14 protein-coding genes are annotated in these 15,787 nt (G+C 71.4%); 7 read left to right on the forward strand and 7 right to left on the reverse strand.

Features of this window, described 5'->3' with window-relative positions:
- Positions 1–19: 19 nt before the first annotated feature.
- Complete coding sequence (gene ppsA, locus ORI60_RS24115) at positions 20–2,266, reverse strand: phosphoenolpyruvate synthase (protein ID WP_266040025.1); 2,247 nt, start codon at positions 2,264–2,266, stop codon at positions 20–22.
- A complete protein-coding gene (locus ORI60_RS24120) occupies positions 2,263–3,258 on the reverse strand; it encodes an Acg family FMN-binding oxidoreductase (RefSeq protein WP_266040026.1) in 996 nt (331 codons plus the stop codon). The genes ppsA and ORI60_RS24120 overlap by 4 nt, the downstream gene beginning before the upstream one ends.
- 218 nt (positions 3,259–3,476) lie before the next feature.
- Between ORI60_RS24120 and ORI60_RS24125 the strand changes: the two genes are divergently transcribed.
- On the forward strand, positions 3,477–4,085 hold the full coding sequence (locus ORI60_RS24125) for an HPP family protein (RefSeq protein ID WP_266040027.1): 609 nt from the start codon (positions 3,477–3,479) through the stop codon (positions 4,083–4,085).
- Between the two features lie 67 nt (positions 4,086–4,152).
- Here ORI60_RS24125 and pflA read toward each other — a convergent pair whose 3' ends face one another.
- Genes pflA through ORI60_RS24140 form a run of 3 tightly spaced genes read right to left on the reverse strand, consistent with a single transcriptional unit; the run spans position 4,153 to position 8,160 of the window.
- A complete protein-coding gene (gene pflA / locus ORI60_RS24130) occupies positions 4,153–4,884 on the reverse strand; it encodes a pyruvate formate-lyase-activating protein (RefSeq protein WP_266040029.1) in 732 nt (243 codons plus the stop codon).
- Entirely contained in the window at positions 4,881–7,130 is a 2,250-nt protein-coding gene (gene pflB / locus ORI60_RS24135; protein WP_266040030.1) for a formate C-acetyltransferase, read from the reverse strand. The genes pflA and pflB overlap by 4 nt, the downstream gene beginning before the upstream one ends.
- A gap of 34 nt (positions 7,131–7,164) precedes the next feature.
- Complete coding sequence (locus ORI60_RS24140) at positions 7,165–8,160, reverse strand: Acg family FMN-binding oxidoreductase (RefSeq protein WP_266040031.1); 996 nt, start codon at positions 8,158–8,160, stop codon at positions 7,165–7,167.
- Between the two features lie 221 nt (positions 8,161–8,381).
- On the opposite strand from ORI60_RS24140, the gene ORI60_RS24145 reads away from it, so the two are divergent.
- Complete coding sequence (locus ORI60_RS24145) at positions 8,382–9,263, forward strand: universal stress protein (RefSeq protein ID WP_266040034.1); 882 nt, start codon at positions 8,382–8,384, stop codon at positions 9,261–9,263.
- A gap of 10 nt (positions 9,264–9,273) precedes the next feature.
- The gene (locus ORI60_RS24150) at positions 9,274–9,690 is read left to right on the forward strand and encodes an OsmC family protein (protein ID WP_266040036.1); all 417 of its coding nucleotides are present in this window, start codon (positions 9,274–9,276) and stop codon (positions 9,688–9,690) included.
- Positions 9,691–9,705: 15 nt separating this feature from the next.
- On the opposite strand, the gene ORI60_RS24155 is transcribed toward ORI60_RS24150, so the two are convergent.
- The gene (locus ORI60_RS24155; RefSeq protein WP_266040037.1) at positions 9,706–10,224 is read right to left on the reverse strand and encodes a flavodoxin domain-containing protein; all 519 of its coding nucleotides are present in this window, start codon (positions 10,222–10,224) and stop codon (positions 9,706–9,708) included.
- A gap of 124 nt (positions 10,225–10,348) precedes the next feature.
- Between ORI60_RS24155 and ORI60_RS24160 the strand changes: the two genes are divergently transcribed.
- Entirely contained in the window at positions 10,349–11,728 is a 1,380-nt protein-coding gene (locus tag ORI60_RS24160) for a DUF4389 domain-containing protein (protein ID WP_266040039.1), read from the forward strand.
- Here the strand turns inward: ORI60_RS24160 and ORI60_RS24165 are convergent.
- Entirely contained in the window at positions 11,689–12,159 is a 471-nt protein-coding gene (locus ORI60_RS24165) for a GyrI-like domain-containing protein (RefSeq protein WP_266040040.1), read from the reverse strand. The two genes, ORI60_RS24160 and ORI60_RS24165, sit on opposite strands and share 40 nt — an antisense overlap.
- 148 nt (positions 12,160–12,307) lie before the next feature.
- Between ORI60_RS24165 and ORI60_RS24170 the strand changes: the two genes are divergently transcribed.
- Genes ORI60_RS24170 through ORI60_RS24180 form a run of 3 tightly spaced genes read left to right on the forward strand, consistent with a single transcriptional unit; the run spans position 12,308 to position 15,732 of the window.
- On the forward strand, positions 12,308–12,880 hold the full coding sequence (locus ORI60_RS24170) for a CBS domain-containing protein (protein WP_266040041.1): 573 nt from the start codon (positions 12,308–12,310) through the stop codon (positions 12,878–12,880).
- A gap of 10 nt (positions 12,881–12,890) precedes the next feature.
- Complete coding sequence (locus ORI60_RS24175) at positions 12,891–13,415, forward strand: flavodoxin domain-containing protein (protein WP_266040042.1); 525 nt, start codon at positions 12,891–12,893, stop codon at positions 13,413–13,415.
- A gap of 25 nt (positions 13,416–13,440) precedes the next feature.
- The gene (locus ORI60_RS24180) at positions 13,441–15,732 is read left to right on the forward strand and encodes a heavy metal translocating P-type ATPase (protein ID WP_266040044.1); all 2,292 of its coding nucleotides are present in this window, start codon (positions 13,441–13,443) and stop codon (positions 15,730–15,732) included.
- Positions 15,733–15,787 lie beyond the last annotated feature (55 nt).

The following is a 15,787-nucleotide window of genomic DNA, read 5'->3' on the forward strand; positions in this document are numbered from 1 at the left end:
CTCCCTGGTGAGTGGTGTGTCAGTGGGCGTGCCGCAGCAGGAGACGGCGTTCTGCCGATCCGATCGCCGCCCTGGCGGCCGGCACCGCGTCGGGGTTGACCGAGATGGAGGTGATGCCGAGCTCGACGAGCTTCTCGGCGAACTCCGGTTTGTTCGACGGCGCCTGCCCGCACAGCGACGACGTGATGCCCGCGTCACGGGCGGCGGTGACGATGCGGCCGATCATGTCCAGCACGGCCGGGTCGGACTCGTCGAACAGGTCCGCGCAGAGCTCGGAGTCTCGGTCGACGCCGAGCATCAGCTGCGTGAGGTCGTTGCTGCCGATGGAAACGCCGTCGATGCCGGAGCGCGCGTACTCGGGAATCCAGTACGCCACGGAGGGGACCTCGGCCATGACCCAGCGGTGCAGGCCGCGGTGACGGCCGAGCGGGCTGCGGTCGATCTGTTCCAGGCAGGCTTCGAGCTCCCACTTGGTGCGCACGAACGGGATCATCAGGTGCAGGTTCGGGGTCTGCTCCCGGACCCGTGCCAGAGCCTCGAGCTCGAGGCCGAACAGCATCGGGTCGTCGACGTACCGGTAGCAGCCTCGATAGCCGATCATCGGGTTGTGCTCGTGCTTCTCGAACTCGTCGCCGCCCTTGAGCTCGCGGAACTCGTTGGTGCGGAAGTCCATGGTGCGGTAGACGACAGGGCGCGGTGCGAACGCGTGGGTGATCTGCAGCAGCGACGACGTCATGGCGTTGAGGAAGTCCTCGCTGCCGTGCTGTGCCAGGAACCGGCGCGGGTGTTCGGCACCGAGCGCCTCGGTGAGCATGAACTCCGCCCGCAGCAGGCCGACACCGTCCACCGGCATCGCGGCCACCTCGGAGGCGTGCTCGGGCAACGCGAGGTTCACGTACACCCGCGTGCCAAGGGCTTCGGTGGCGAGCACGGCGGGCGGCACGATGCGCGGCGCGGTGGTGATCGGCGCGGCCCCCGCGCGCACCTCGCCAGCGCTGCCGTCGACGGTGACCTGCTGGCCTTCCTTCAACACCGAGGTCGCCGCGCCGGTGCCGACGACGCAGGGCACGCGCAGTTCGCGCGCCACGATGGCGGCGTGGCAGGTGATGCCGCCGCCGTCGGTGACGACCGCGGACGCGCGCCGCATCGTCGGCACCCAGTCGGGGTTGGTCATCTCGGCGACCAGCACCTCGCCGTCACGCAGGCGGGAACCCTCGTCGGGGGAGCGCAGCACGCGCACCCGCCCGGAGGCGATGCCCGGTGAGGCGCCGAGCCCGGCGACCAGCGGGCCGTCCAGGGCCGTGACGGTGACGGGCAGGGTCGTGATGGGCCTGGACTGCACGAGCCACGTCTTGCCGTCGGCGATGGCCCACTCGGTGTCCTGCGGCTCGCCGTAGTGCCGCTGCACGCGGACGCCCAGCTGCCCGATCGCGACCGCCTCGGCCTCGGTGAGCACCTGTGCGTGCGACTCCTCCGAGGTGAGCTCGATGCGTTCGTCGTTCCCGTTCGCGCCCCGCACGATCTTGTGGGTCTTGCGGCCGATCCGGGTGTCCACGAGGGACACCTGGTCGCCGTCCCTGTGCAGGACGTAGGTGTCGGGCTCCACGGAACCGCTGACGACGACCTCACCGAGCCCGAACGACGCCTCGACGAGCAGGCGGTCGCGGTCGCCGGTCGACGGGTCGGCGGTGAACATGACCCCGGAGCGCTCCGAGTCGACCATGCGCTGCACCACCACCGCGATGGCGGGCTCGTCCGTGATGCCCTGCTCGGCGCGGTAGGCGACCGATCGGGTGCCGAACAACGACACCCAGCAGTCCAGCAGGCGGTCAAGGAGGGCGTGTGCGCCCCTCGTGTTGGTGAAGGTGCTGTTCATCCCGGCGAACGAGGCACCGGCGGTGTCCTCGGACGTGGCCGACGACCGCACGGCCACCGACTCGTCCTGGCCGAGTTCGCGGTAGGCCTGCAGTACCGCGTGCCGCACCTCGTCCGAGACGCCCGCCTTCTGCACGAGCTCTCGCATGCGTTCGGCGGACTCCGCGAGCCGGTCCGGAGTGGAGGCGCGGTCGAGCGCGATCAGCAGTTCGGCGGCGAGGTCGTCGCGGACCTGGCTCATGGAGGTCAGGAACGCCTCGGCGGTCACGACGAAGCCGGGCGGCACCGGCAGGCCGGCACGGGTCAGCTCGCCGAGGTTGGCGCCCTTCCCCCCGGCGATGTCGGTGTCGTTCTTGCCGAGCGTGGTGAAGTCGCGGATGTACGTGGTCACGGCTGCTCCTGGTGGCTGAGGACGTCGATGAGGGGACGGCGGGGCGTGGCGGGCAGCGGGTCGGCGTTGAAGCCGGCCCAGCCGACCCGGATGACGAGCTGCGGGCAGGTCGCGCCACCGAGCACGCGGTCGCGCACCAGCTCCTTGGTCTCGACGACCTCGAGCGGCTGGCTCAGCGGGCACGTCGCGAGCCCCGCGGACGTGGCTTCCAGCAGCACCGCGCTGGTCGCCTCACCCGCGCGCAGTCGCGACAGGTCGTCGTCGGACGACGTGCTGAGCAGCAGCAACGCCCCCGCGTCCTCGCCGAGGAGCCGGCGGTCGGCCTGGATCAGCTCGCCGGGCGCGAACTCGCGCATCCGGAGGTTGCCGTACTGGTGGGAACCGGCGGGGATGTTCGCGGCGGGCACCCCCGCCGACGCGCCGGGGTAGACACCGCTCCACTGCCGGATCTCGTTGCGGTAGCCGGGATCCGCCTCCTGCGTGGCGGCGGCCCTGTCGATCGCGATCAGCAGTTCGTCCCGTGCCCTGCCGGTCACCACCTGCGCCTCGACGCCCTCGTTGCGGGCGCGGACGACGAGCTGCTCGAGGACCTCGTCGGGAGGAGGCCAGGAGGAGAAGGCACGGCGATCGGTGCGCCTGCGCGGAATCGCGGTCGAGAGCGCGACGAGCGCCTCACCGGGCTCGCGTGCCTGGAACTCGATGGCGGCGAGGTGGTCGGGCCGGCCCGGGTTGGGCAGCCGGTGCACGACCGCCCGCCAGCCGAGCGCGGCCAGTCCGACGCGCACGTGGTGCAACGCGGCCCCGCAGCTGATCACGAGGTCGGCGCCCGTGGGGTCGACCGCGGGCAGGGTGCGCGTGCGGTCGGCGTGCAGGTGCAGGCTGTGTGCGCCGATCTCCCAGCGCCAGGGCTGGGAGTTGTGCACCGACGGTGCGCGGCAGGCGAGTGCCACCGCCGCCCGCAGTGTGTTCTCGTCCGGCTGACCGCGGTCCATCCGGCTCACCTCCAGTTCGAAGTCGCACCTCTGAACCTCGCAGTGACGACGGCCGGTGGTGAGGGGCGTAGGTCCCCGCCTCGCCGGGACCCGCGTCCTCGCTCACCGGCGCCGTTGGGAGGTGTCCCGTTCGCGGTCCCGCCGGAAGGCTGGAGGTACGTGGACGTCGAGGTCTCCGAGGCGCCAGACCGAGCTGTTCGGGTGAAGGAGAGAGCACGATGAGGACTCGAGACGTGATGACGGCCGACGTCGTCGTGGTCAGGCCGGACACCCCGGCCCGGGAGGCGGCCCACCTGCTCGCCGAACGCGGCTTCACCGCGTTGCCGGTCGTGGACGACAACGGCGTGCTCGTCGGGCTTGTGAGCGAGGCGGAACTGCTGCGGCACCGGTTGCCGCAGGACCCGCGGGCGCTGGTGCACGGCGAGCCGCCGAAGGCCAGGGTCGCCCCGGCCGACCTGGTGGGTCAGGTGATGACGTCGCCGGTGACGGTCACGCCGAACACCGATCTGGCCGAGGTCGCGGACCTGATGCTGGAGCGCGGTGTGCGCAGTGTGCCGGTGGTCTTCGAGGGTCACCTCGCGGGCATCGTGACCCGCAGGGACATGCTGCGCTCGATCAGCAGGGAGGACTGGATCATCGAGGCCGAGATCCGGCACCGCCTGGACATGATCGGCTCCACGTACCGGTGGACCGTGGCCGTGCGTGACGGGAAGGTGTCCATCGAGGACAAGATGAACGACGCGACGGACCGGCACGTGGCGGAAGTGCTGGCGCGCGCCGTGGCGGGTGTGACCGACGTGCGGATCGTGCAGTACGCGGAGAACTGACCGCCACGCAGGGGAACGAGCAGAGGCGCCGGGGTTGCCCCGGCGCCTCTGCTCGTTGCCGGGGTGGTCAGTGGACGGGGACGCCGCAGCCGGCGAACTGCTCGCGCACCCGCCGCACGAGATCGGAGTCGGGCGTGGGCACGCTCTCCAGGGGGAAGGGGATGCCGAGCGCGGCGTACTTGGGTGCGCCGAGCTTGTGGAACGGCAGCACCTCCACGCGTTCGACGGAGTCCAGGGTGCTCACGAACGACGCGATGCCCGCGACGTTGTCCGGGTCGTCGGTGAGTCCCGGCACGAGGACGAACCTGATCCACATCGCCTTGCCCAGCGCCGACAGCCGGCGCGCGAACTCCAGGGTGGGGACGACCTCGCCGCCGGTGACGTGCCGGTAGGTGGCCGGGTCCCAGGACTTGATGTCGAGCAGGACCAGGTCGGTATCGGCGAGGAGCTCGTCGGACGCCCGTGCGCCGAGGAAACCGGACGTGTCGAGGGCCGTGTGCAGGCCGAGCTGCTTGGCGCGGCGGAACACGGCGGCGGTGAAGGCGGGCTGCAGCAGCGGTTCCCCACCGGTCAGCGTCAGCCCGCCGCCCGCGACCTCGATGAACCGCCGGTACTTCTCCACCTCGGCCATGACCTCGTCGACGGTCGTGCGGTGACCGTCGCGCATGTGCCAGGTGTCCGGGTTCTCGCAGTACAGGCACCGCAGCGGGCACCCGCTCAGGAACAGCACGAAGCGGGTGCCCGGTCCGTCGACCGCGGTGGAGACGTCCCACGAGTGGACTGATCCTGTGGTGGTCACAGCGACTCGTGGAAGGTGCGGTTGATGACGTCGCGTTGCTGCTCGGGCGTGAGCCGGATGAAGTTCACGGCGTAACCGGAGACCCGGATGGTCAGCTGCGGGTGGTTCTCCGGATGCGCCATGGCGTCGAGCAGGGTCTCGCGGTTGAGCACGTTGGCGTTGAGGTGGAACCCGCCGGCGTCGGTGTAGGCGTCGAGCAGGCCGACCAGGTTGGTCACCTGCTCGTCCTCGGTGCGCCCGAGGCCCGTCGGGGTGATGCTCGCGGTCAGTGAGATCCCGTCCTGTGCCTGGTCGTACGGCAGTTTCGCCACCGACAGCGCCGCGGCGACGAGTCCGTGCCGGTCGCGGCCGTTCATCGGGTTGGCGCCCGGTGCGAACGGCTTGCCCGCGCGGCGGCCGTCCGGGGTGTTGCCGGTGTGCTTGCCGTAGACGACGTTCGAGGTGATGGTGAGAACCGACTGGGAGTGCACGGCGCCGCGGTGCGCGGGGTACTGCCGCACCTTCTTCATGAAGTCCTCGACCAGCTCGACGGCGATCGCGTCCGCACGGTCGTCGTTGTTGCCGTACTTCGGGAAGTCTCCCTCGACGACGTAGTCGACCGCGAGACCGGTGTCGTCGCGGATCACCCGGACTCGGGCGTACCGGATGGCGGACAGGCTGTCCGCCACCACCGACAGGCCCGCGATGCCGCAGCCGAGCAGGCGCTGCACCGGGTGGTTGTGCAGGGCCATCTCGATGCGTTCGTAGGCGTACTTGTCGTGCATGTGGTGGATGATGTTGAGCGCTTCCACGTAGGTCTTCGCGAGCCAGTCGGTCATCCGGTCGAACGCCGCGCGCACCTCGTCGTGGTCCAGGTACTCGGAGGTGATCGGCGGGAACGCCGGTGCCACCTGGACTCCGGTCACCTCGTCGCGACCGCCGTTGATCGCGTACAGCAACGCCTTGGCGAGGTTCACGCGCGCGCCGAACAGCTGCATCTGCTCGCCGACGCGCATCGCGGACACGCAGCACGCGATCGCCGTGTCGTCGCTGAACCTCGGACGGATCAGGTCGTCGTTCTCGTACTGGATGGAGCTCGTGTCGACCGAGACCTTGGCGCAGAACCGCTTGAAGCCCGACGGCAGGCGCGGCGACCACAGCACCGTCAGGTTCGGTTCCGGTGCCGGACCGAGGTTGTAGAGCGTCTGCAGGAACCGGAAGCTCGTGCGCGTGACCAGCGGGCGTCCGTCGCGAGCCATTCCGCCGATCGACTCCGTGACCCAGGTCGGGTCGCCGGAGAACAACTGGTCGTACTCCGGGGTGCGCAGGAACCGCACGATCCGCAGCTTGACGACCAGGTCGTCGACGAGCTCCTGCGCCTCGCGCTCGGTCAGCACGCCTTCGTCGAGGTCGCGTTGCAGGTAGATGTCGAGGAACGTGGACGTGCGGCCCAGCGACATGGCCGCGCCGTTCTGCTCCTTCACGGCCGCGAGGTAGGCGAAGTACAGCCACTGCAGTGCTTCCCTGCCGGTGGCCGCCGGACCGGAGATGTCGTAGCCGTAGGACGCGGCCATGTGCCGGAGCTCGCCGAGCGCGCGGATCTGCTCGGCCAGTTCCTCCCGGTCCCTGATGACGTCCTCGGTGGAGGCCAGGTCGTCCAGGGCCGCGCGTTCGGCGAGCTTCGCCGTGACGAGGCGGTCGACGCCGTAGAGGGCGACGCGCCGGTAGTCCCCGATGATCCGGCCCCTGCCGTACGCATCCGGAAGACCGGTGATGATGCCGGCCTTGCGGGCCCGCAGGATCTCGGCGGTGTAGGCGTCGAACACGCCGTCGTTGTGCGTCTTGCGGTACTTGGTGAAGATCTCCTCCACCCGCGGGTCGAGCTGGTAGCCGTAGGTCTTGAGGCTGTTCTCCACCAGCCTCAGCCCGCCCGACGGCATGATCGCGCGCTTGAGCGGCGCGTCGGTCTGCAGGCCGACGATCAGCTCCTGGTCGCGGTCGATGTAACCCGGGCGGTGCGCGGTGATCGAGGACGGTGTGCTCGCGTCGACGTCGTAGATCCCGCGGGCGCGTTCGTCGGCGAACATCTCCGTCAACCGGTGCCACAACGCCGTCGTGCGCCGCGTCGGACCGGTCAGGAACTCCGCGTCGCCTTCGTACGGCGTGTAGTTGGCTTGGATGAATCCACGCACGTCGATCTCGTCGGACCACGGTCCCGTGCGGAATCCGCGCCAGGCGGTGGTCGGGCGTTCCGCCGTAGCGGTCATCGGGCTCCTCCTCCTCGGCCGGTCGGAAGTCCACTCAGGACCGGCAGTCGTCTGGTTCCAGCAGCAGTTCGGACAATGGGCGCCGCGGTGTCGCCGCGACCGGCGTGCTGTAACCGAGCCGCAGCACGGTCTGCGGCACGAGCACGCCGCCCAGCGAGCGTCGCAGCTGCTCGCGGACGCTGTGGACCTCGACCGGCTGCGACAGGAACGACGCCGACAGCCCGTGCACGGTGGCGGCGAGCAGGACGCGCTGCATCGCCTGTCCCGCCTGCAGATCGCCGAGCGGTCCGTCGTAGAACGAGCAGAGCACGACGACCAGCGGATCGGACTCGTAGTCCTTGCCCGGCAGTCGTTCAGGCCCCTGGAAGTCGCGGAAGACCCACTCGTCCTGCAGTTCGGGTCGGACACCGGCCGAGGCCGCGGGGATGCCGTCGGTCGACCCGGGCCGGTGCCCGGTGAACGAGGCGAGCTCCGCCTGCACGGCCTCGTCGCGGAGCTGGATCTCGTGCGCCTGCTTGACGAACTTCTTGAGCTGGGCGCGGTCCTGCGGCGTCACGACGACGTGCAGCCACGAGCGCTCCAGTTCGGCCGCGCGCACCAGTGCGTGACACTGGCGGGGGTCGACCCGCGCTTCGTGGAACGGCCTGCGGTTCGTCCGGCGGCGGGGAACTGCCTTGAGCAGGGCGCGCTGTTCGTCGTCGGGCTCGATCGTGCCTCCGCGCCGCACGATCGCGAGCGCTCCCGGCGCGTCCTGGCCGGGCAGCATCGACACGAGCGGCCGCACGCCCTCTCCCTGCAGCGCCAGCCGCAGGTTGAACAGGGCCGCACCGCAGGACAACCGCAGCTCGCGGTCGTCCGGGTCGGTCGCGGGGAGCCTGCGGCGCGGGTCCGGGTGCAGCTCGATCCGGTCGGGCAGCACGCGGAACCGCCACGGCTGGGCGTTGTGCACGGACGGCGCGAGTGAGGCGGCCTCGAGCACGCGCTGAACGGCTTCCGGCGCCAGCCCCAGCGCTTCGGGTACCTCGGCCATGTCGTTCACCTCATCGCGTCGCGGTGGAACTCTCCTCTGCCCAACCCTCCGCGCGCCCGTGGTGCCGTCCCACCGTCGAAGGTCCCGACCTGACCGGGATCGACGGGCCTCGGGCGGTGATCGGTGCCAAGGGCCCGGCCGGTGCGGGACCAACGGCAGCGTCCCGCCGGCTTCCCGGTTCCTAGCGTGTGCCCCAAGCCCGTTGTGACTGGAGGACGACGATGAGATCCCCTTCCGCCCCGATCGTCTGCGGCGTCGACGGCTCGGACTCGGCGCTGGCCGCCGTCGCCTGGGCCGCTCAGGAGTGCGCCCGCCACCAGGTACCGCTGCGGCTCGTGCACACCTTCGTGCTGCCGACCCGCGGTTTTCCGGAGGTCCTGCTCCTCGCCGAGGACATCCGCCGCGCGATGGAGGAGCAGGGCCGGACGTGGCTGGAGGAGGCCAGGGCGGCGGCGCGAGCCACCGCTCCCGAGGTCGAGGTCACGACTGAGGTGGTCTGCGGCGGCGCGGGCGCGACGCTGGTGGAGCTGTCGAGGAGCGCCAGGACGGTCGTGGTCGGGTCGCGGGGTCGCGGCACCGTGACCGGGCTCGCCGTCGGCTCCACGGCGGTGGCACTGGCGGCGCACGCCGAGAGCCCGGTCGTCGTGGTGCGGGGCAACGCGGTTCCCGGCGGTCCGGTGGTCGTCGGTGTCGACGGGTCGCCGACGAGCGAGGCCGCGCTGGCGTTCGCCTTCGAGGAGGCCTCCCTGCGCACCACCTCGCTGACCGCGGTCATCGCCGTCACGGACTTCGCCGCGGACAGCGCGTACGTCCTGTCGGGCCTGCGCGTCGACTGGGCACAGGTCGAGGAGGACGAGCGGCGGCTGCTGGCCGAGCGCCTGGCGGGCTGGCAGGAGAAGTACCCCGACGTCGTGGTCAACCGGATCGCGCTGCGCGACCGGCCGGCGCGGGCGCTCCTGCGCTACGGAGCCGAAGCGCAGTTGCTGGTGGTGGGCAGCCACGGCCACGGCGGGTTCGTCGGCATGCTGCTCGGCTCGACCAGCCAGGCACTGGTCCACCACGCCCCCTGCCCGCTGGCGGTCGTGCGTCCGCTGAAGAGGTGAGGAGTGCACCGTGAAGACTGAGGTCCCCCTGCACCAACGGGTTCAGGTACGCCACGTCCAGGGCGACGAGTACGCCGTCCTGCTGCGGGCGCACGAGGTCCACACCGACCAGCCCGGCAGCGACCAGGGCATGTCCCCGGTCGAGCTGTTCGCCGCGTCGCTCGCGACGTGCGTCGCGCATTACGCGGGGAGCTACCTGCACCGCCACTCCCTCCCGCGAGAGGGGCTCACGGTGGTGGCCGAGTACGGCATGGCGGCCGACCGCCCGCCGCGGATCGGCCGCATCCGCATCACCGTCGATCCCGCACAGGCTCTGGAGCCGCGCCGGCGGCAGGCGCTGCAGGCCGTCGTGGACCACTGCACCGTGCACAACACCCTCCGGCAGCCGCCGGAGATCGAGATCCGCGTCCACGACGACCGGCCGTGAGGGTGCTGAGCGCGGTCACGCGGCTGCCGGTGGAACCGGGGAGTCGACGGCGGAGAGCTGTTCGGCGACCCGGTCCGCCCAGGCCCGGATCTCGCCGAAGTCCCGGAAGTCGCCCGCCATGGCGCCCTGGGCCATCTTCTTCGCGATGAAACCGGTGGCGGTCTGCGCGGTCAGCCTGCCGGGGAACGTCACCGGCTCGTCGGCACCGATGCGGGTGGCGATCTCCCGCACCTTGCGCGGTGCCGGCTGCGCCGTGAGGTTCTTGCCGAGCGGACCGCTGTGGAACAACCACGTGGGCCGGTCCACGAGCATCTTCTCGTTGCGCTTGAGCAACTTGACCGCCTCACGGCGCCAGCGGCCGGCGTAGAGGCCGCTGCCGAGCACCAGAGCGCTGTGGTGCTCGACCGAACGGACCTGAGCGGCGTCGAGCACGGTCACCTCGTGCCCCGCGGCGCGCAGCCGTTCCCCGATCGCCTCGGCGATCTCCTTCGTCGAACCCATCTTCGTCGCGTACGCGACCAGGACATCAGTCATACCACCACGATCTGCCACTTCTTCCAGGGCGAAACAGGGCACTAGGTCCGTGCGCCGAAGAGTCACGGGGTACTGCCGGTGCGCGTGGATCTGCGTGACGGTGGCAGGGAGTAGGGAGGCAACGATGACAACTGCTACCACCGGCTATCCGGTGCACGTGCACGCACGGCTGGAGCCCGGCCTGAGTCGCTGGCTGTGGCTCGTCAAGTGGTTCCTCGCGATCCCGCACTACCTGTTGCTGGCGTTCCTGTGGCTGGGGTTCGCCCTCTTCAGCGTCGCGGCGTTCTTCGCGATCCTGTTCACCGGCCGCTATCCGCGGGTCCTGTTCGACTTCAACGTCGGCGTGCTGCGCTGGACGTGGCGGGTGGCGTACTACACCTACGGGGCGCTGGCCACGGACCGCTACCCGCCGTTCAGCCTCGGCGAGGAGCCGGACTACCCGGCGACGCTCGACATCGCCTACCCCGAGCACCTGTCCCGGGGACTGGTGCTGGTGAAGTGGTGGCTGCTCGCGATTCCGCACTACCTGATCGTCGGGTTCTTCGTCGGTGGCGGCAGCTACGTCGCCTACCAGACCGGCGAGACCGTCTACAACTCCGGCGGGCTGGTAGGCCTGATGGCGTTGTTCGCGGGCATCGCGCTGCTGTTCACCGGCCGGTATCCCCAGGGGCTGTTCGACTTCGTGCTGGGCATGGACCGCTGGGCGCTGCGCGTGGCGGCGTACGCGGGCCTGATGACCGACTCCTACCCGCCGTTCCGCTTCGACTCCGGAGGCGACGAGGCGGGAACGACGACGATCAGCCAGTCACCGCCACCACCGGCGCCGCCCGTGCGGGGCTGGTCGCCCGGCCGGGTCACCGCCGTGGTGATCGGAGCGCTGCTGCTGCTCACCGGTGGTGCCATCGGTGGAACGGGTGGGTTCGGCCTGTGGGCCGACCAGACGCAGCGCGACTCGTCCGGACTGCTGAGCACGAGGCCGGAGTCCTTCCAGGGCAACGGGTACGCGATCGAGTTCGGCACGCTGGAGCTGCGCTGGACCGACGCCGACTGGGTGCTGGCGGACAACTGGCTCGGTGACGTGCGGCTGAAGGCGGACAACGGAGTGTTCATCGGCATCGGCCGGACGGACGACGTCCGGCGGTATCTGTCCGGTGTGGAGCACGACGAGGTCAGCATGACCGGCGACCGGATCACGTACTGGCACCGTGACGGTGGAGCGCCGTCAAACCCCGCCGCGCAGACCTTCTGGGCTGCCTCGGGCACCGGCGAGGTGACCTGGCGAGCGGAACAGGGCAGCTGGACCGCGGTGGTGCTCAACACCGACCGCTCGCGCGGCGTCGACGCCGGCCTCGCGGCGCAGGCCGAGGTTCCGGCGCTGCGTCCGGTGTCCATCGGCCTGATGATCGGCGGAGGAGTCCTGTTCCTGGCGGGCCTGGTGCTGCTGGTGCTGGCCGTCGCGGGTGCTCAGCGACGCAGCAGCGGCACGACGACCTCGGTGACGTAGTGGTCGGGGTTCCGCTCCTCGTCCGGTCCGGTGAGGTACAGCTCCCTCGGCGGGCCGGACGGGGTGTGGCCGTGTTCGTGGATCCACCGGAAGACCGCTTCGTACGCGGCGGGAATCTTGTCGTAGGCACCGTGGTGCACCGTGCGCGCGGCCGGACCGCCTGCCAGGCCGACGACGTCGACGGGGGCCTGGCCGGTGACCTCGCCGGAGATCGGCAGGTACAGGTCGAGCTCGAGGTCGCCCTCGGTGACCGGGTCCGGGTACGCGAGTTGCGGCGGACCGGAAGGCGCCACCTCCGCCGCGGTCGCGAAGTCGTAAAGCTGCTGCAACCCGCCGCCCACCGACGCGGCGATGTCGTGCGGGGACGTGCGCACGCTGAGGTGACATGCCGTCGTCGGGGACAACTCGGTGAGCGTGATGTCGTAGTTCATGTGCCAGAGCATCCTGCGCCGTGTCCCGGTCCGGCAGGGTCGAAGGTCCATGACCGCCGGGGCGCAGAGAACTGGTCGCTTCCCGCTGTGCGGCGGAAGCTGAAGTCGCAGGCGGCGTGAGCTGTCCTGAGTGGACGGAGGAGTGCACATGCGAGCGTTCGACGTGATGTCCGCGCCCGCGGTGACCGTGTCGCCGGGGACGCCGATCGAGGAAGCCGCCGCACTCGTCGCCGAGCACGGTTTCGCGGCGCTGCCGGTGGTGGACGACCACGGCCGGCTCGTCGGCGTCGTGTCGGGCGAGGACCTGCTGCGCGAGGAGTTGCGGGCACGCCGCACCGCGCATCGGGTGAGCGACGCGATGAGCGATCCCGTCGTGGCTGTCGAGGCCGAGATGCCGGTGGGTGAGATCGCACGGCAGCTGCTCGGGCACCACTACCGGTCGTTGCCGGTCGTGGCCGGCGACCTGCTCGTCGGCGTGGTGAGCCGCGGAGACCTCCTGCGGGCGCTGACCCCGCAGGACGAGGTGACAGCGGCGGGGATCAGCAAGCTGTTGTGCGACAACCTCGGCGCGCGGCCGTGGGACGTCGTCGTGGTGTCCGGGGCGGCCACCGTGCTCGGGCCGTTCACCGGTCGCGACGAGGAGCGGGCCGTGGCCGCGCTGGCGGAGAGCGTGCCCGGAGTGCGGTCCGTCGTGGTCCAGCCCTGTGCGGAGGACGTCTGAGGAGGAGATCATGAAGGTGCTGGTGGCCTATGCGACCGCGGCCGGCTCGACGGTGGGCGTCGCGACGCGCATCGCCGCGGTGCTGCGCACACATGGGCACGTGGTCGCCACTTACAGCGTGGACGAGATCACCGACGCGGACGGCTACGACGCCTACGTCGTCGGCAGCGCGGTCCACGACCAGGCCTGGCTGCCGTCCGGCGCCGCGTTCCTGGCGAGGGAACGCCGGACGTTGCGGGGCAAGCCGGTGTGGCTGTTCAGCGTCGGCCTGCCGGACTCCCTGCGCGGCCCGTTGCGCAGGTGGGCGGGCCTGGAGGAACCGGTGATCCTCGCCCATCTGCGCGAGGACGTCGTGCCCGTCGAGCACCGGCTGTTCAGCGGGGTGGTGCGGGCGGAGATGCTCGGCAAGCTCGGGTCGCTGGTCTTCCGCGCCGTGGGCGGCCGGTTCGGTGACTTCCGCGACTGGCAGGAGATCGAGCGGTGGGCCGCCGACATCGCCGACGTGCTGGCCGACATCGACGCCATGACCACGTGACCTGGGCGCACGGGAGGGCCGCGTGATGAGCGCTGTGCTCGTGAAGGCGAGGCAGTGGGCAGGACCTGCGTTCCTCGTGCTCGTGGTGGCGCTGACCGCCGCGGGAGGCGTGCTGTGGTCCTGGCAACCCGGTGCCGCCGGGATCTGCTGGACCGCGGCGACTGTCGTGGCTCTCCTGCCCGCCGTCACCCGGGTGGTGGCGGACCTGCGTGCCAAGCGGTTCGGCGCGGACGTGCTCGCCGTGCTCGCCCTGGCCGGCACGCTGCTGGTCGGGGAGCACCTGGCGGGAGCGATGGTCGCGGTGATGCTCGGCACCGGGCACGCGCTCGACACCTTCGCACAGCGGAGGGCGAGGCGGGACATGAGCGCCCTGCTCGACCGCGCGCCGCGGTTCGCACAGGTACGCGTCGGTGACGACCTGCGGCGCGTTCCCGTGGACGAGGTCGTGCCGGGCGACGTGATCGCCGTCCGTCCCGGCGAGGTCGTACCGGTCGACGCGGTGCTGCTCGGCGACGCGGAGTTCGACGAGTCCGCCCTGACCGGGGAACCACTCGCGGTGCGCCGGCCGCGCGGGGACCAGGTCCGCAGCGGGGTCGTCGCGGCGGGCACCGCGGTCGACGTGCGCGCCATCGCCACCGCGGAGGACAGCACGTACGCCGGTGTGCTGCGATTGGCGGAGCAGGCAGCGGCCTCGACCGCGCCCGTGGTGCGGATCGCCGACCGGATCGCCGCCTTCTTCCTGCCGCTCGCGCTCGTGGTCGCCGCGCTGGCAGCCGTGCTCGCCCGCGACCCGGTGCGCGCGGTCGCCGTGCTCGTGACGGCGACACCGTGCCCGTTGCTGCTGGCCGTGCCCGTCGCGATCACCGCCGGGATGTCGCGCGCCTCGCGCGCGGGTGTGGTGATGCGGGACGGCCGGGCACTGGAAGCGCTGGGGAACGTGAGGATCGCACTGCTGGACAAGACCGGCACGGTGACCGAGGGACATCCGGCCGTGGTGGGGGTGGTGCCCGCGCCGGGCTGGACCACCGAGCGGGTGCTGGAGATCGCCGCCGCGGTGGAGCACCTGTCGAGCCACGTCCTCGCCGCCGCCGTGGTGGACGCCGCGGCGGCGGCCGGCCTGCGGCCACCACCCGCGGTCGGCGTGCGGGAGCAACCGGGACGAGGGATGACCGGGTCGGTCGGCGGGCGGCGCGTCGTCGTGGGCAGGCGCGAGGAGAGCGGGGGAGCGGACTGGGAACGCGCGGTTGTCGCGCGAGCGGCTCTGGACGCGGCGACCGCGGTCTGGGTGGAGGTCGACGCCGAAGTCGCCGGTGCGGTGCTGCTGCGGGATCCGGTGCGCCGCGACGCGGCTCGCACGGTGCGCAGGCTGCGTGCCGCCGGCCTGCGCAGGATCGTGATGCTCACCGGTGACCGCACCGCCGTCGCGCAGGACGTCGCGGGAATGCTGGGATTCGACGACGTCGTGGCACGCTGCACCCCACAGGACAAAGTGGACAGAGTGCGGGCGGAGAACATCAACGGTCTCACCGTCATGGTGGGCGACGGCATCAACGACGCCCCCGCACTCGCCGCGGCCGGTGTCGGCGTCGCGCTGGGGAACCGGGGATCGTCGGCGGCCGTGGAGGCCGCCGACGCGATCATCCTCGACGACCGCATCGACCGGCTCGCCGACGGTGTGGAGATCGCGGCGCGGGCGCGCCGGGTCGCGACGCAGAGCGCGCTGTGGGGCATGGGGCTGGCGCTGGCCGCGATGGGCCTGGCGGCGTTCGGGCTGCTCGCCCCCGTGGGCGGCGCGGTGGTGCAGGAGGTGATCGACGCCGCGGTGATCCTGCATTCGTTGCGCGCATTGCTGCCGGTGCGCCGCCTGCGGCTCAGCGAGGACACGACGCGGCTCCTCCAGCGTTTCGACGCTGAGCACGAGGACCTGCGAGCTGCGCGGGAGGCCGTGCGGCTCGCCGCAGACGCGTTGTGCGCGCCCCTCACCGAGGAGGCGGTGGCCGCGGTGCGCCTGGCGCACGAGCTGATGGTGACGCGGGTGCTGCCGCACGAACACGCCGAGGAGGTGGAGCTGTACCCCGCCCTCGCCGAGGAGTTCGGTGACGCCGAGTCGACCGTGACGATGAGCAGGGGACATGCCGAGATCGAACGGCTCACCCGCAGGCTCGGCCGGCACCTGGCCGGGCAGGACGGTCCCGCGAACGAGAGCGTTGACGACCTGAGAGCCACCCTCTACGGGCTGGACGCCGTGCTGCGCCTGCACTTCGCCCAGGAGGAAGAGGCGTACTTCGCGCTGGCCGAGCGCGCGCCACAGCCGTGAAGGGAGCCTCCCCGACGTGAGACGTCGGGGAGGCTCCCTTCTGACACGCGAGGAG

The sequence above is a fragment of the Lentzea sp. NEAU-D7 genome (genome assembly GCF_026242055.1).
Taxonomy (GTDB): Bacteria; Actinomycetota; Actinomycetes; order Mycobacteriales; family Pseudonocardiaceae; genus Lentzea.

Coding starts and splice junctions, on each gene's coding strand:
- ORI60_RS24180 (WP_266040044.1), top strand. CDS start 13,441: ATGAGCGCTGTGCTCGTGAAGGCGAGGCAGTGGGCAGGACCTGCGTTC.
- ORI60_RS24175 (WP_266040042.1), top strand. CDS start 12,891: ATGAAGGTGCTGGTGGCCTATGCGACCGCGGCCGGCTCGACGGTGGGC.
- pflB (WP_266040030.1), bottom strand. CDS start 7,130: ATGACCGCTACGGCGGAACGCCCGACCACCGCCTGGCGCGGATTCCGC.
- ORI60_RS24170 (WP_266040041.1), top strand. CDS start 12,308: ATGCGAGCGTTCGACGTGATGTCCGCGCCCGCGGTGACCGTGTCGCCG.
- ORI60_RS24140 (WP_266040031.1), bottom strand. CDS start 8,160: ATGGCCGAGGTACCCGAAGCGCTGGGGCTGGCGCCGGAAGCCGTTCAG.
- ORI60_RS24155 (WP_266040037.1), bottom strand. CDS start 10,224: ATGACTGATGTCCTGGTCGCGTACGCGACGAAGATGGGTTCGACGAAG.
- ORI60_RS24160 (WP_266040039.1), top strand. CDS start 10,349: ATGACAACTGCTACCACCGGCTATCCGGTGCACGTGCACGCACGGCTG.
- ORI60_RS24165 (WP_266040040.1), bottom strand. CDS start 12,159: ATGAACTACGACATCACGCTCACCGAGTTGTCCCCGACGACGGCATGT.
- ORI60_RS24120 (WP_266040026.1), bottom strand. CDS start 3,258: ATGGACCGCGGTCAGCCGGACGAGAACACACTGCGGGCGGCGGTGGCA.
- ORI60_RS24125 (WP_266040027.1), top strand. CDS start 3,477: ATGAGGACTCGAGACGTGATGACGGCCGACGTCGTCGTGGTCAGGCCG.
- ORI60_RS24145 (WP_266040034.1), top strand. CDS start 8,382: ATGAGATCCCCTTCCGCCCCGATCGTCTGCGGCGTCGACGGCTCGGAC.